We start from the raw sequence: 15,802 nt of genomic DNA, 5'->3' as shown, positions 1-15,802 counted from the left end.
TTTCTATCCGCCTTAAAAGACCTCTATAACAATGAAATCATTTCTTATCAAGTCAGCCAATAAACGACTTAATTTTTGTAATAGATAACTATAAAAAAAGCAAAGAAAAAACGGAGTGTTTAAGGAATTCTTCTGCATTGCGACCAGGGGTACCAGTACACTTCCCAACAATACAATAACCTATTTGAAAAAATATAAAATGCAATCCAGTATGTCAAGAAAGGGAAACTGCTAGGATAACGCTTGTATGGAGAATTTCTTCAGCCACTTAAAATCGGGAGTGTTATATGAACTCTTTCGGTACCTCTGAAGAAGGTCGAGGTGCTGTAAGTATGTATATTCGATTCTATAACCATCATCGCTTCCAGAAAAAATTAAACAACCTGAGTCCATATCAATATAGAACTCAGGTTGATTAATTGGTCTTTTTTATTTCTGTCTATTTGACAGGGGGCACTCCACAATACAGAGATCATCTTCTTCAGGCTGCCTAATCCCCTTTTTTAAAATGTCCTTTACAAAGGGTACACTTTACAACTAGGTTCCTGCTTCTTATCCAATATAGACAAGAAGAGTCGATCGCTTCTCAAATTAAGGATTAGTTGACCATAATCCTGAAGTCTTTACTACGACTCTTGGATGAAGCTTCAACCCGGCTACAAGCAGCTCTGCTAAGTCCTCTGATTGCATAACATTTTCAGGATTTCCACTAATAAGATTGGATTCAATGGCCAAATCAGTTGCAACTGTACTTGGTGTTAAGGCCGTTACACGGATATTATGCTTTCTTACCTCTAGCATGAGTGATTCCGTTAGTCCTAAAACAGCAAATTTAGAAGCACTGTAAGCACTTGTAACAGGTGCCCCTTTTTGGCCCGCAGTTGAGGAGATATTCACAATATCTCCTGATTTTCTTTCAATCATTTCAGGTAAAACGGCTCTTGTTACATTATATACACCCATCAAGTTTACTTGGATGATGTTTTCCCATTCTTCAGGAGTTAAATCAAGAAAACCGCCAAATTTAGCTATACCTGCATTGTTTATTAAAATATCAATAGAACCTAGGTCTGATTTGATGTGTTCAACAGCTTGATGAACTGCTTCAAGATCGGCCACATCTGCTGTTGCTGCTGAAACGTTCACATCATATTGCTCTAGTTCCGCGGTTACCTTTTCAAGATTTGACATCGTTAATCCAATCAATCCTAAATGAACTCCTTCTTTTGCTAAAGCAATCGCAGTAGCACGCCCGATTCCTCTGCCTGCCCCAGTAATTAAAGCAGTTTTTCCTTTTAATGAAATCATGCTATCATTCCTTTTTAAAATATTTTAGAAAAATGGTTAATAATAACAAAATAATGTTTTAAAGACTAACCAAAAGACCGCAAAGTTTCTTTAGTATGTCTGCGGTCTTTTGGTTATTACATTATTAGGATTATGTTTTATTCAAGATTGGCATGTCTGCCATACATCTTATTGGTATCTAATCCCTTTTTCTCCATGAATCTCAAGATGACGGCATCATAAAAAAGTAAAAGGGTCTGCTCAAATAGTGAGCCCATTGGTTGGATGGTTTGATAATCGCCCTCTGATTGGTCTTTCGGGGATCCAGGCAATTTAATGGTGATATCTGCGAACTGTCCAATAGTGGAATCAGGGAATATCGTGACAGTTGCAATTTTACCACCAATGCTTTTTGCTTTTTCAGCCATGGAGACTAAGCTTTTTGTTTCCCCGGATCCGGATCCGATGATTAAGATATCCTCTTTTTCAAAGTTGGGAGTTACAGTTTCACCGATTACATAAGAATCAATTCCCATATGCATCATCCGCATGGCGAAGGATTTGGCCATGAATCCTGATCTGCCTGCACCGGCGACAAAAATCTTTTTCGATTCAAGTATCCCGTTGACTAGTTTTTCAGCTTCTTCATCTGCGATTAAGTCAGCTGAATGATTAAGCTCTTTTAAGATTTCTGCTAAATATTGAGTGGTCTGCATCTTAGGTTAACCTGCTGTAACAGTTCGTTCTTTGATCATTTGTTGCATTTTGGCAGCAGCAGCTTTTTTATCAGCTTGTCCAGTAATCCCGCCGCCTACAATGACAAGGTCTGGATTTACTTTAATGACTTCTGGAAGTGTTTCTAATTTAATGCCGCCTGCGATGGCCGTTTTAGCATTTTTAACCACACTTTTGATGGTTTGTAGATCTTCAAAAGAATTTTTTCCGACTGCTTGAAGATCATAACCCGTGTGGACACAAATATAATCCACGCCCATAGTATCCACTTCTTTAGCACGTCCAGCAAGGTCTTTTACCGCAATCATATCGACAAGGACTTTTTTACCTTGTTTTTTCGCTTCTTCTACAGCACCTTTAATCGACATATCTTCAGCCGTTCCAAGAATAGTGATGATATCAGCACCTGCTTCGGAAGCTTTCATCACTTCATATCCAGCAGCATCCATAATTTTCAGGTCTGCTAATACTTTTAAGTTAGGGAATGCTTCTTTTACTGCCTTTACAGCATGGAGACCTTCGTTGATCACAACCGGTGTTCCGATTTCTACGATATCAATATGCTCTTCTACTTCTTTTACCAATTCGATTGCTTCTGGAATGTTGACTAAATCTAATGCTAATTGTAATTCCATCTATGATTCACTCCTCATAATTTTTTAAGTTTGTTGCACAGTAGTAATTATGCCCATTGCTCACTTTCATTTCTCCTGGCAACCGTAACCAATGCTCTTGTTAACAATGGTACAATGTTAGTATAATGTGTATATTAAAAGTGTGAAAGTACGCACTTTATTTTTACATAGTGTTAAAAAGTATACTATGGGTTATTCTATATAGAAGTGGAGGTGAAACAAATGTCACGTATGCAGGATAAAATGTTTAATTGTGAAAAAGAATTAACGCTTTATATTATTGGCGGTAAATGGAAAATGCTGATTTTGTGGCATTTAGGAAAAGAGGGCACGAAGCGATTTGGTGAGCTGAAGGCTCTTATGCCGGGCATTACTCAACGAATGCTTGTTAACCAATTACGTGAGCTAGAAGAAGACCTCATTGTTGAACGAAAAGTCTATCCTGTTGTTCCGCCAAAAGTGGAATATTCTTTGACCGAACAAGGAAAAAGCTTAATGCCAATACTCGATTCCATGTATAAATGGGGTAAAAACTATATGGAGAATGTGATGGATACTCCTGCCAATATGAGTGCGTCTATTAAATAGCAATCGTTCTAAAAAGAGGGGATTAAAACCACAAGTAGACTTTTAATAAGTCAAGACTTGTGGTCTTTTTATTTGAAAGATCCAGTGCATAAGGGAAATAAAGGAGTACAATCTAGAAAAAGTTAAATAATAATATTCCTGTGTTGTAAAGGATTTTAGCTGAACTGTTTTATAGTAAGGAATCATAAATAATACATTATTCAAGTATGGAAGAGCAGCGCGAACCGAAATATACTGCCCCCAGAACTTACTATCAAAAGCCTCTCTCTCTAAGCTAGTTTGTGTAGTTCCTTTAAAGCCGTTTCCTAGCACTGTCTAAAGCATAAAATTTGATTTTGGGTATAAAGGGGAATAATATAGAAATATCGCAAATTATCAATTTCCTTTTGTTCGATTAGTTTATACGCATTCCAAGCAAAATAGATTTTAGTAAGATCAGAAAGGGGCGGGCACGTTGAATCGGGAATCAAATATGATAAATGACGAACAGGCAGTTGAAATTTTCAAGGCTTTGTCAAATCAAATAAGAGTAAATATTTTGCAAATGTTGAAAGAACCTGATAATAACTTTTCCCCGCAGGCCCATGTTATCAAAGAAAAAGGCTTTGATGGCGGGGTTTGCGTTAGTGATATTCGCAGCAAAATAGGACTATCACAGTCCACTACCTCCCAGTATTTATCTATCCTATTGCAAAGCGGTCTGGTGGAAATGAAACGAATCGGACAATGGACTTATTATCGACGCAATGAGGAAACCGTTAATCAGTTTGAAAAGTATATAGGCTTAAAAATATAACCTTTTAAGGAGGATCAAGAGTGAGTTTTCAAAATCATCGTGCCTATAACAGCATGTACCAGAAAGACAAAATGACACTAGGATTTACCCTCCCGACTGCCAGGATGTCTAAAAATCCGATTATGGAAAATCAGCTGGAGCTTGCCCGTAAAATTGAGGAATATGGCTTTGCTTCATTATGGCTTCGTGATATTACGATGCAGAATTTGAATATTGATGATAACGGCCAAAAGTTCGATTTATGGATTTATTTGACGTATCTTGCTGCCTATACGAAGCACATTGCGTTAGTGACAGGAAGTGTTGTTCTCCCTTTGCGCCACCCCGTCAGGGTAGCCAAGGAAGCTGCATCAATCGATCAATTGTTTCCAGGTCGATTGATTATGGGAGTGGCATCAGGGGACAGGGAAAAAGACTTTACAGCTTTAGGAATATCTAAGCAAGAAAGCGGTCCGTTATTTAAAGAAAATTTCGAAATTCTCGACCGGCTGTTAAAAGAAGATCAGCCGACAATCCACAGCCACGCCGGGCTTATCGATGGTACAGATATGAGGTTAATCCCAAAGCCTGTATCTTCGATTCCGACCATGGTGACTGGATTTAGCAATCAATCTATCAATTGGATAGCCAGGAATGGGGATGGGTGGCTTCAATACCCAAGAGGCTTTATTCAACAGGCGCAGCTTATCCAGGACTATCGTGCTTTAACTGAAGTTCATGCTCCAGGAGAATTTAAACCCTTCTCTCAAAGCTTGTTCATCGATTTATTGGAAAATCCCGATGAAATGCCTGTACCCATACCCTTAGGCTATTCCGTGGGAAGAAACGGTTTAGTTGATCTACTTCATCAATTTCAAGCGATTGGTGTCAACCATTTGGCGTTTGTTCTGTATTTTTCCAAGCGCCCTCCAGATGAAGTAATCCAGGAACTTGGAGAATTTGTTTTACCCTACTTTCCAACCCATAAAGGTACAGGCCAGCTTTAATAAATTATATTGTATAAAGGGAGGAAGAATTATGACAAAGAAAGTAGAACTTTCAGTGCTAGATCCCTCCCCAATTGTCGAGGGAGGATCAGCCGAACTTTCCCTTCAAAACACGCTTGATCTAGCAAAGAAAACAGAGCAGTGGGGATATAAACGGTTTTGGCTTGCTGAACATCATAATTGGGAAGGAATGGCGAGTTCAGCATCCCCGATCGTAATTGGACGAGTAGCCTCTGTCACGGAAAAAATGCGTATTGGATCAGGCGCAATGCTGCTTTCCCATTATTCTCCTCTTTCCGTGGCTGAGCAATTTGGAACATTAGAAACTTTCTTCCCTGGCCGAATCGACCTTGGATTGGGGCGGGCACCTGGCACCGACCAATATACAGCAAATGTATTGCGGCAGCGGGTTGCTGGTGAAACTGAATTTGATGGCCGGCTTAAGGAGCTAATCGCATATCTTTATGGTACAGGAACAGCCACTAAGAATGGTTCATTTAGCATTCACGCCATTCCCGGCGAAAAAAAAAATGTGCCAATTTGGTTGTTAGGTTCAGGGTTTTATAGTGCACAATTGGCTGGAATACTTGGGTTACCATTCTCTTTCGCGGGACATTTTGCTCCAGGTAACATGATGGAGGCCATAAAACTGTACCGGGATTATTTTCGTCCGTCTCAATTTTTGGAGGAGCCTTATGTACTGTTAGCCGTTCAAGTGGTGGCTGCTGATGAGAAACAGGAAGCACAAAGGCTTGCCACTTCGATGTATCAAAAATTTCTTTTGTTAACCCGCGGACAGCCTTCGCCCATTTTGCCACCTGTTGATAATATGGACAAGCTTTGGAATGATAATGAACGCAGGGCGGTTGAAGAACAGCTTTACACTTCCATCATCGGGGACCCTGTAGGTGTGAAGCAGCAGCTCCATGAGTTAATAGAAAAGACTGGCGCTGATGAAATTATGGCTCATACAGAGATTTTTGATCATATGGCACGGCTGCGCTCTTATGAAATTTTGGCTCAGGCTGCAGTAAATTAAAAAGTGTCTAGTCTAATAAAGAATGTATTTTCTGCAGATATTAAATCTTTTAAATTAATGTGATTTTGATTGAAGCAGTAAGAGAAGACAAAGAATATAACCTGTAAATTCTTTTATAGGTTTGAAACGAAATTTTTAAAGAAAGAAGATGATCATATGCCTGAAAATGATACAAAACAAATTACGGATATTCCATTCTCGGTCCTGGATCTCTCCCCAATTGCAGATGGAAGGACGCCGGCTGATTCTTTTCGCAATACTTTGGAGCTGGCCCGGCTCGCTGAAAAGCTGGGGTATAACCGATATTGGCTCGCTGAGCATCATAATATGCCATTTATCGCCAGCTCTGCAACATCGGTAGTCATTTCCCACGTTGCAGCAGGTACATCAAAAATCCGGGTAGGTTCAGGCGGCATTATGCTGCCGAATCATGCACCACTTGTTATTGCTGAGCAATTTGGTACTCTGGAATCATTATATCCAGGACGAATTGATCTTGGCTTGGGCCGTGCACCAGGCACTGATCAGCTTACTGCACGTGCATTAAGACGTGACTTGAGAAGTTCAGGAGAAGATTTCCCTGAACAGCTGGCTGAGCTCCGGAATTACTTTGACCCTTCCCTGGCACAAGGATATAGTCATGTTAAAGCAATTCCGGGTGAGGGATTAAACATACCTATTTGGCTGTTAGGTTCGAGCGGATACAGTGCCCAGCTGGCAGGAGAGCTTGGACTGCCGTTTGCATTTGCGAGCCATTTCTCGCCGCATAACACACTGCCGGCTATCCAGCTGTACCGCCGTTCGTTTAAGCCTTCTAAAGTATTGGACAAGCCTCATGCAATGGTAGGGCTAAACATCATTGCGGCCGATACAGATCAAGAAGCAAAGCGGCTCGCTACAACATTGCAGCAGCAGTTCTTGAATTTGATGCGCGGGAAGGAAGTCCCATTGCAGCCGCCAGTGGATAATATTAATGATTTAGCAAGCGACTATGAAATAGCTGCCCTTGAGAATCAATTAGGAACTTCGATTGTCGGCAGTCCTCAAATCGTAAAAGAAAAGCTGGAAAGGTTTCTGGATGAAAGTCAAGCCGATGAAATTATGGCAATCGCCCAGGTTTACGATCATAAGGCCCGCCTTCATTCCTATGAAATATTGGCAGAAATTACTCAGCTAAAATAGGTCAAAACTGGCCTCACCATGGAACAAACGATGCAATTATTGGACAAGTTAGCGGAACAGGACCTGGATTATCTCCATATTTCTGTCGGCGGCTTTTGGAACGGATCAATCCGTGATGATAACAATCAGCCATCCATGAGCGTGTCGGCAATCGTGTTCCTGTGATGGGTGATGGGATGCTGCGGACACCGATGAAGAAGACAATCCGTACAACATTATCTAAAAAAGTTCAAAAAGAACTGGCTATTTCTGATAAAATGTAGGAGTTCTATACTGGCATCCCCTGGCAGGTTTTCCTATTGTATAAGGAGTTCACTTATCTCATTCCATCTCTGCTTCCTTGAACAAAAAATGGGAATCGTGATGATAATTGTCCTTGCTCAGCAAGTATAAGAATATACCTTATACTAAACAAGACGAAACATTTTAAAGGGAAACCATCTTAGTGGTTTCCCTCCTTTATTGAGTATTAGAGCAGAAAATCAGCCATAGTTCGATGATTTTTAATCTATCGTATATTTAGTCAAAAAAACTGGGCACCACCAATTGTTCGTTGTTGTCTAACAATTTGGGTGCAGTTCAGTATCATGGTGCTATTTGAAGTGGAAATTCTACCGTTCATCATTTACTTCAGAAAATATATATAATTTTTTCCCTTTGAAGAAATAGTATTGACTATACTGATGATTTTAAATTATCATATCATTCGTGAAATAAGGAATTAAAACGGCAGAACTTATAATTTTCCCAATAAACACACTGAAATCATGAAAGGATATCAAGGCTTTTCATTATCCATTGAACCTTCATTTTTAGTATTCCGCCCGAGCTTTCTATAAATTGTGCTTCTATGAATGCCTAGTTTTTTAGCAGCCGCTGTAATATTGCCATTTGCCTCATTAAGTACCATAAGAATCATATGCAATTCTTGTTGCTTTAAAGAGGTTGGATAATTCACTGATTCTTCGTGGGATGAGGATGGATTAGTAAGTATTAATGGCTGTGCTTTATTATTCAATTTTTGATGTGAATGATCTGTCGCCGAATAATTTATTATCCTTTTAGTTAGTTCGATTTCTTTTGGGAAATCACTGTTTGTGATTATATTGCCATTTGCCTTTATGGCCACTTTGTAGGCAAAATTCCTTAATTCACGTACATTCCCAGGCCATTCATACTGCTCTAAGACAAACATGTCTTGGTCGCCTATTTTAAGTGGTGGTCTCCTAATTTCTGCACAGGTTTTTGTCAAAAAATGATTTAATAATAAGGGGACATCCCCTGTTCTTTCGCGCAGTGGGGGGACTTGCAAGGAAAGGATATTAAGTCTGTAGTAAAGGTCTTTACGAAAAGTACCTTCCTCGCAGGCTTTTTTTAAATTACAATTTGTTGCCGCAATTACCCGTACATTTAATTTTATCGGTTCTCTTCCACCCATTCGTACAATTTCTCCTTCTTCAAGCACGCGCAAAAACATGGCCTGTAAATCTAGTGGCATCTCGCCAACTTCATCTAAAAAAATTGTTCCTCCTTCAGCCTGTTGGAATTTTCCGGCACGGCCACCTTTTATACTTCCTGTGAAAGTGCCTTCCTCATAACCGAATAATTCGCTTGCTGCGAGTTCTTTTGGAATTGCCCCGCAATTAACAGCTACAAAAGCAGCTTCAGATCGATGACTATAAGCGTGTATGGATTGGGCAAATAACTCTTTTCCGGTACCGCTCTCTCCCTCAATTAAAACGGGTAAATCCAGATTGGCCATTGTATGCGCCTCATCGATAACAGATTGGAATTCCGGAGATTTCCCAATCATATTTATGAAGGAGTACTTTGTACTAAATCTCGTTTTATTTAAAGGTTTGACTTTTGAAATCGCATGTATGATAAAACCAATAGGGAATCCTTGATGATAGAAAGGGACTGACTCAAGAATCCAGCCGTCTTTCATGCCTTCTGTGCCACTGCAATCTGATAACGAATTTATTAATCGGTTATTGTAATCAATCCAACCTTTGTCATACCATTGGGTAGAGGCTTTAATGACTTGATGTCCACGATCGAGCACAGCCACTATTTTACTGGGGTTTTTACGAGTTGTTTCAATATAATGTTCAAGTAGCAAAAAGTGTTCAAATTTGAGCCGGCTTAGGAGCTTTTCTTCGATTGTTTGAGTGATAGAAACAACAGCGGATAGAGAGAGGGGATGTACCACGTCCCAAATACCCGTTAAGTTGACCGCTCCAAGAACCTTTTGTGTTGCAGGATCTTTAATCGGCGAGGCTGAGCATACCCAATTGTGAACAGGTTGGCAAAAATGTTCTCCCGCGAAGACTTGCATAGGGACTCCTGTAGCCAAAGAAGTGCCCATAGCATTTGTCCCTACATTGCTCTCTGACCATGAAGTCCCTGCTGTAAAATTCATATTTTCGGCTTTCTTTTTGAGTGAGGCATTTCCATCTAGATATAATAATTCTCCTTTATGATTACAAATCACAATTAAGTGACCTGAATCTATTGCTGATTCTTTAAGTTTTGGTAGAAGGGATTCTGAAATAGAAAAGAACGTGTGGGTTGTTTGATATTCTTGTATTTCATCTTGTGACAGAACCAGTGGGGCTCTCCCTTTGGTGGGGTGTACTCCATGACGAATAGAGCGCTCCCAAGATTGATAAGTTAAGGATCTCACTTCAGATCCTAAATTTTGGCCGGATATAAAATTCTCCCAGGCTCTTTCGATTCTATCTTTTTCAGTCTTCGGTGAAGAGGAAATATCCAACGAAATATATGGGTTCTTCATACGGTACCTTCCTTTTAATGTAAGTACGTGCCATGTTTCTGAAATCACCCTGACCTTTCAGTAAACGCTTACAATACTTTTAAGTGATTGATAATAAAAAGATCTCTATCACGTTGGAAATATAGTTACACATATTATATACCAATTATCTAAATTATCAATATCGTTAATCTCCTCTATGCTGTACCACTCTCAAAATATAATCTACTATTCTGTATTTAATCAAACTTATAAGTTAGGTGTGTCGCACTTTGCTTAATTACGATCGTCACTTTTAGAGACAGTGTCGCTTTATGCACCATATGTCATTAGATTAAAAATACAGAACTTTCAATATTTTTATTTAAATCTATAGTTATCATTCCAAATTTCCAATTATTTAGAGCCTGATAAATATCGGAATAGAGGCACTCTTGCTTGTATTAAAGAAACCTTTACTAATTTTTGATAGTAAAGAAGGAAGTTTTGGCACAGTATTTGCAATGAAGTAAAGAGAAAGGCGAAACTTGAAGGGGTGATAATGTTGTATAAAACGAAAAGCGGGGAAGAAATTTTTGTTATTGATTCTCATGTGGCAATTTGGGATGGAAGCAAGGAAAACCAGCTAAACATACATGGTGAACAGTTTATTAGTTGTTTCTATGATTATCATAAGAACTTGAGTCCTGAAGAATATTTTTGGCCAAGGGAAAAATTTGAGAAATATGGCTCTGAAACGTTGGTACAGGATGTCATTGTAAAAGGATATGCTGATATGGCTATTTTTCAACCGGTATATCTTAAGGAGTTTTACAAAAACGGGTTTGGAGATTTTGATGTGAATGATGCCCTTTCAAAAAAATATCCAAATCGTTTTATATGTAATGGGACGCTTGATCCTCGACATGGTGAGCGCGGGTTAGAAAATCTAGAAGCGATGAAATTGAAATACGGTTGGCAAGGTATAAAACTTTATACAGCTGATTGGTATGGCGATTCTAAAGGGTATAAGCTGTCTGATCCGTGGTCTCAGCGTTATCTGCAAAAATGCCTTGATCTGGGAATAAAAAATATTCATATCCATAAAGGTCCAACGGTCACACCGCTTAATCGCGACGCTTTTGATGTTGCTGACGTTGATGATGCTGCAAGTACTTTTCCAGAACTGAATTTTATCGTAGAGCATGTTGGGTTGCCTAGACTGGAAGATTTTTGTTGGATTGCAACACAAGAGAAAAATGTATACGGGGGATTAGCTGTAGCCATATCACTTATCCATCAACGTCCTCGTTATTTTGCAGAAATCATAAGTGAGTTATTGTACTGGCTGGATGAGGATCGCATCCTTTTCGGGAGTGATTATGGAATATGGGAACCAAAATGGCTTATCGAAAAATTCGTAGATTTTGAGCTTCCTGAAGATATCCAACAGGAAACAGGCGTAACTTTTGATTTGAATGTAAAAAAGAAAATTCTAGGTGGTAATGCAGCCAGACTCTATAATATTGATATCGAGGCTCAAAAAGCGAAGTTGCAAAAATGCGAATTAGCTTCACATATAATGGTTTAATCTCAATCAATAGACTAGTTGAGTCATGTTAAAGTTTTGCCTCAATCATTGAAAAAGAGAGGTGCATCGAACTTTATGAACAAAGAAAAACAGGTTTATAGCATGCTTGATAAAGTTTATGATCCAGAATTGGATCAGCCTTTAACTGAATTAGGATTTATCGATCACACGGTAATAAAAGAAAATGATGTAGAAGTAGTTTTTCGATTACCAACTTACTGGTGTTCACCTAACTTCGCCTATATCATGGCCGAAGATATACTGAAATATGTGGCTGAATTAGACTGGGTAAATGAAGTTAAAGTAACTTTATTAGATCATTGTGCTTCGGATGAAATCAACCAAGGAGCAACTTCAGGTAAATCCTTTAGTGAATCCTTTAGTAGTTTATCTGATGGAGATCTTGATGAATTACGTAAGACTTTCCAGATAAAAGCTTTCTATGCAAGGCAAGAGAAACTTATAAGATATTTACTTCAAAATGGCATGTCAAAGAAAGAAATCATCAGTTTATCTCTCCAAGAGCTATATGAACTGCCTTTATCTTTAGAAGGGAAGTTACTTAGAGAAAAATACCTAGAAATGAAAAAAACGTCGAATCACTTAAATCTACTAGCTATAACAACTCCTGAAGATAAAGTGATAACTGAAGAAGGGTTTGCTGATTATCTGCGAGGTGCCAAAGGATCACGAATGAATATGGAGTTTAATGCTCATTATTGTCGCGGTTTATTAGAGGCTCGATATAATCTGCCTTCCGCTGATGAAAGTACATTGACGAAAATATAATTTTAAGGATGCTTATGAATTTTAAAAAATTTCAGAAAAGGAATGTGATGAAAAATGAGTAAAAACGTTCTTATTATAACTGGTGATGCTGTAGAGGCATTGGAAGTATTTTATCCATATTATAGATGTATAGAAGAAAATATTAATTGCACAATTGCCTCGCCTGTGAAAAAAAGTCTCCAGACAGTTGTTCATGATTTTTTGCCCGAAATGGAAACGTTTACAGAAAAATGGGGTTATAAAATTGAATCTCATGCCTCGGTTGATGAGATTGACCCTACTGATTATGACGCACTTATTATTCCGGGGGGCCGTGCTCCTGAATATATTCGTATGAATAAAAAAGTACAAGATATAACCGCCCATTTTTTAATAGAAAATAAACCACTTGGAGTTATCTGTCACGGACAACTGGTATTAACAACGATAAGAGAATATATAAAGGGCAGGGAGATGACAGCTTATACGGCATGTAGACCCGAAATAGAAGCTGCAGGAGCTACATACGTGGAAGAAATGCTTCATGTTGATGGCAATATCGTGTCAGGACATGCTTGGCCAGATCTCCCAGGTTTTATGAAAGAATTCTTTAAATTGCTAAATGTTAAAAAAGAAGCTTCAGTTTAAATAAGTCAAAAGGACTGAAACATTTCTTCCATTATTTTCAGGCCAATATGGGTGAGAATACTAATATTGAGAAAAATGGGTTGCCACTGGCAATCCTTTTTATATTGGACAATATTTATGGCAGAATTTGTTATCTTTTTGAATTTATCATTACATTCATTTTATAAACTGGTTATTAGATGTTCAAGAAGTTTTTCATTGATAAAATTATCATGGCTCAAATTCCTTAGTGAGTATATATTAAAAAATGATATAATTGAAATCCTATTTTGTTTTGAACATACAGATATGAGGGAAAATATCTTTTTTTTATCTGGACAATTTTTCATATCTTCAATCCTTAAACCATTATCGATATGGATCTTTTAAAAGAGCGCCATTTAATTGAGCCCAAAATTCAGCAAAAACTCCTCTAAATATGACGAGTTTCTTCTATTATATACTCTCCAAATACATCTGATTTCCACAAATGAATTGCATGGCGTTCTTTTTCAAAAACCTTCTCCAAATAAATCTCTGGAATTAGAAATAAACTTTAAAAAAGGTATATGTCTACAATAATCTATAATAAATAATTTTTTGATTATTTGTTAAATTCTAATTTTTTTGTTGAAATATATATTGGAAAGTGTTTTAATAAATGTAATAATATAACTTATCGGATATGTGATGTCTGAAAAGATAGAGGGTGGGTGTGTAAATGTGGGGAAAATATTCACCAAGAAAGTGTCGGAAACAGTCGAAGAAGAAATAGAGAAGATGATTGAGTCTGGCAAATTCCAGTCAGGTGAAAAGCTACCTTCCGTTAGGGAATTATGTGATTTATTCGGTGTTGGACGTTCAGCTGTCCGAGATGCAATCACTACACTTAAAGGAAAAGGTACTGTTTACGTGAAACAAGGGGAAGGTACATACATTTGCGAATTTGATTCCACAAAATTGTTTACCAACCATATGTTAATCCCCAGCTGTGAAGACATAAGTGACTTATTTCAAGTCAGGAAAATATTAGAGACCGGTATTGCGGAAATGGCTGCTTCCAATCGGTCGGTACAAGATTTGGTACGTATGGAAGAAATCCTTTCAAACCTTTGCATCAATGGCTGGGAATCGGACTACCACTTTCATATGGCGATTGCTAATGCGACAGGAAATAAAAGCCTGATCCAATTAGTGCAAACCATTTCAACCACCATGAAGAAGGCAATGATTGATTTTCACAGGTATATTCAAGAGAATGAGAGCATCGTAAAGACGATTGATGAACAACATGATAAAATCTATGAATCAATAAAGATGGGGCACCCTATAAAAGCTAATCAGTCGATGATTAACCACTTACATTATGTTGAAGAACTTTTACAAAACAATATTTTACAAAAGGTATGAAGTTTAAAATGTTTTTTTGCAACATTACAGAAACGATGTTTGTTATTGCGAAACAAAAGGGAGGCGTAGGTATTGATCGTAGCAGATCTTCTATCAGATTTAAAGTCATTTTTACCTGAAGTGCAAATAGTTGATGAGGAAAACCAAAGCCATCCACTTGGGAATGGTGGTCAGGTATCGGTTTACCCGAAAACAGAGGGAGAAATAGCAAGTATTTTAAAGTATGCAAACGAAAAAGGGAAAAAAATAACGGTGGTAGGAGGCGGAACCAAGAGAGGTTTTGGAGGATTGATTGAAACAGCTGATATCTTACTCTCATTATCGAAATATAAAGGAATTGTCAAACATACTGTAGGAGATATGACATTAACGGTTAAAGCAGGTACTTCATTTAAAGAATTGCAAGAATATTTGGCACAGCATAATCAGATGGTTTCGTTGGACCCTGTATGGCCTGAAGATGCGACAATTGGCGGAATCATCGCTTCAAATGAAAGCGGTCCCAAAAGATTGGGTTATGGCTCTTCCAGAGATGTGGTAATAGGACTTCGCTTGGTTTACCCGGATGGCAATATCATAAGAGCTGGGGGAAATGTAGTAAAGAATGTGGCTGGGTACGATATGAACAAACTTTTTATAGGATCGATGGGTACACTTGGTATTTTATCTGAAGTGACTTTGAAGCTTAGACCAATGCCAAAGTACGAAAGCCTTGGACTGTTAGTGTTTCCCGATGGAAATCTCGAAGAAGTTCGGTCACTAGTTGTTAAGTTGTTGGATTCAGTGATGGAACCAATCGCTTTGGAACTGCTAAATCCAGCTTTATCGGAAAGGTTAATGGGTCAAAACGTTTATACCTTAGCAATTTCATTTGAAGATGTGGAGAGCTCTGTTCATTACCAGGAGGATTTTGTAAAGAACATCCAACCTTCCAACGCAAAAATGACAGTGCTTTCACAAAATGAGGCTCAAGCTTTTTGGGACAAATTTTATTCGATTTCTCCAAATGGAGCAGCACTTGCTAGAGGAAATCAGATAGAAGCGGCATTGAAAATAGGCGTTGTTAACCTAGATGTTTTGAAGGTCATTAAAGAAAGCCACATTTTACATCACTCTAGTACTCTTACAGTAGAAGCGCATGGTGGACTAGGTCATGGAATATGCCAGGTTAATTTAAGGGGAACTGACGACGAAGACCTAACACAGGTAATATTAAAGCTCAGAAAATCCGTCGAAGCATTGGGTGGTTATGTGATTGTGAAACATCTGCCTTTAAAGCTTCGTCAGCAAATTGATGTATGGGGTGAAAAACCATCACATTTCTTCTTGTTAGAAGGAATTAAAACAAAGATCGATCCGAATAGAGTACTTAATAATAAAAGATTCGTGGGGGGGATTTAATA

The 15,802-nt window shown here is 38.3% G+C and carries 16 protein-coding genes; 12 read left to right on the top strand and 4 right to left on the bottom strand.

Features of this window, described 5'->3' with window-relative positions:
* The first annotated feature begins 287 nt into the window (after nucleotides 1-287).
* Entirely contained in the window at nucleotides 288-419 is a 132-nt protein-coding gene (locus ACFVS1_RS11940) for an IS3 family transposase (protein ID WP_387547578.1), read from the top strand.
* Between the two features lie 172 nt (nucleotides 420-591).
* Here ACFVS1_RS11940 and ACFVS1_RS11935 read toward each other — a convergent pair whose 3' ends face one another.
* The 3 genes from ACFVS1_RS11935 to hxlA all read right to left on the bottom strand — a co-directional run bounded on the left by ACFVS1_RS11935 (nucleotide 592) and on the right by hxlA (nucleotide 2,657).
* Complete coding sequence (locus ACFVS1_RS11935; protein ID WP_387547575.1) at nucleotides 592-1,308, bottom strand: 3-ketoacyl-ACP reductase; 717 nt, start codon at nucleotides 1,306-1,308, stop codon at nucleotides 592-594.
* A 137-nt stretch (nucleotides 1,309-1,445) separates the two neighbouring features.
* Nucleotides 1,446-2,003 (bottom strand): 6-phospho-3-hexuloisomerase, encoded by a 558-nt coding sequence (gene hxlB, locus ACFVS1_RS11930; protein WP_387547572.1) that lies wholly within the window; start codon nucleotides 2,001-2,003, stop codon nucleotides 1,446-1,448.
* A 6-nt stretch (nucleotides 2,004-2,009) separates the two neighbouring features.
* Entirely contained in the window at nucleotides 2,010-2,657 is a 648-nt protein-coding gene (hxlA, locus tag ACFVS1_RS11925) for a 3-hexulose-6-phosphate synthase (RefSeq protein ID WP_387547569.1), read from the bottom strand.
* A gap of 222 nt (nucleotides 2,658-2,879) precedes the next feature.
* Between hxlA and ACFVS1_RS11920 the strand changes: the two genes are divergently transcribed.
* From ACFVS1_RS11920 to ACFVS1_RS11895, 6 genes are all read left to right on the top strand, one after another.
* Entirely contained in the window at nucleotides 2,880-3,245 is a 366-nt protein-coding gene (locus ACFVS1_RS11920; protein WP_387547566.1) for a winged helix-turn-helix transcriptional regulator, read from the top strand.
* Between the two features lie 472 nt (nucleotides 3,246-3,717).
* Nucleotides 3,718-4,041, top strand: coding sequence for an ArsR/SmtB family transcription factor (locus ACFVS1_RS11915; protein WP_352922566.1), 324 nt, complete (start codon nucleotides 3,718-3,720; stop codon nucleotides 4,039-4,041).
* A gap of 20 nt (nucleotides 4,042-4,061) precedes the next feature.
* Nucleotides 4,062-5,027, top strand: coding sequence for a TIGR03571 family LLM class oxidoreductase (locus ACFVS1_RS11910; RefSeq protein WP_387547563.1), 966 nt, complete (start codon nucleotides 4,062-4,064; stop codon nucleotides 5,025-5,027).
* Between the two features lie 31 nt (nucleotides 5,028-5,058).
* Nucleotides 5,059-6,066 carry an LLM class flavin-dependent oxidoreductase gene (locus tag ACFVS1_RS11905; RefSeq protein WP_387547560.1) on the top strand — a complete coding sequence of 336 codons (1,008 nt, stop codon included), beginning with the start codon at nucleotides 5,059-5,061 and terminating at the stop codon, nucleotides 6,064-6,066.
* Nucleotides 6,067-6,222: 156 nt separating this feature from the next.
* Entirely contained in the window at nucleotides 6,223-7,248 is a 1,026-nt protein-coding gene (locus ACFVS1_RS11900) for an LLM class flavin-dependent oxidoreductase (RefSeq protein WP_352921010.1), read from the top strand.
* Between the two features lie 18 nt (nucleotides 7,249-7,266).
* A complete protein-coding gene (locus ACFVS1_RS11895) occupies nucleotides 7,267-7,413 on the top strand; it encodes a hypothetical protein (RefSeq protein ID WP_387547556.1) in 147 nt (48 codons plus the stop codon).
* Between the two features lie 613 nt (nucleotides 7,414-8,026).
* Here ACFVS1_RS11895 and ACFVS1_RS11890 read toward each other — a convergent pair.
* The gene (locus ACFVS1_RS11890) at nucleotides 8,027-10,045 is read right to left on the bottom strand and encodes a sigma-54-dependent Fis family transcriptional regulator (RefSeq protein WP_387547553.1); all 2,019 of its coding nucleotides are present in this window, start codon (nucleotides 10,043-10,045) and stop codon (nucleotides 8,027-8,029) included.
* 523 nt (nucleotides 10,046-10,568) lie between these two features.
* Between ACFVS1_RS11890 and ACFVS1_RS11885 the strand changes: the two genes are divergently transcribed.
* The 5 genes from ACFVS1_RS11885 (at nucleotide 10,569) to ACFVS1_RS11865 (ending at nucleotide 15,800) form a co-directional block, all read left to right on the top strand.
* Entirely contained in the window at nucleotides 10,569-11,594 is a 1,026-nt protein-coding gene (locus tag ACFVS1_RS11885) for an amidohydrolase family protein (RefSeq protein ID WP_048689574.1), read from the top strand.
* A gap of 75 nt (nucleotides 11,595-11,669) precedes the next feature.
* Nucleotides 11,670-12,383, top strand: coding sequence for an iron-sulfur cluster assembly protein (locus ACFVS1_RS11880; protein WP_387547550.1), 714 nt, complete (start codon nucleotides 11,670-11,672; stop codon nucleotides 12,381-12,383).
* A 54-nt stretch (nucleotides 12,384-12,437) separates the two neighbouring features.
* Nucleotides 12,438-13,010, top strand: coding sequence for a DJ-1/PfpI family protein (locus ACFVS1_RS11875; protein WP_336866263.1), 573 nt, complete (start codon nucleotides 12,438-12,440; stop codon nucleotides 13,008-13,010).
* A 702-nt stretch (nucleotides 13,011-13,712) separates the two neighbouring features.
* Nucleotides 13,713-14,399 (top strand): FadR/GntR family transcriptional regulator, encoded by a 687-nt coding sequence (locus ACFVS1_RS11870; RefSeq protein ID WP_387547547.1) that lies wholly within the window; start codon nucleotides 13,713-13,715, stop codon nucleotides 14,397-14,399.
* A gap of 72 nt (nucleotides 14,400-14,471) precedes the next feature.
* The gene (locus ACFVS1_RS11865) at nucleotides 14,472-15,800 is read left to right on the top strand and encodes an FAD-binding oxidoreductase (RefSeq protein WP_387547544.1); all 1,329 of its coding nucleotides are present in this window, start codon (nucleotides 14,472-14,474) and stop codon (nucleotides 15,798-15,800) included.
* The last annotated feature ends 2 nt before the right edge of the window (nucleotides 15,801-15,802 follow it).

It is taken from the genome of Peribacillus sp. NPDC058075 (assembly GCF_042885195.1).
Classification (GTDB): Bacteria; Bacillota; Bacilli; order Bacillales; family DSM-1321; genus Peribacillus.
Note: the sequence above shows the minus strand (reverse complement) of the source record. Positions and strands in the feature narration are given on the sequence as shown.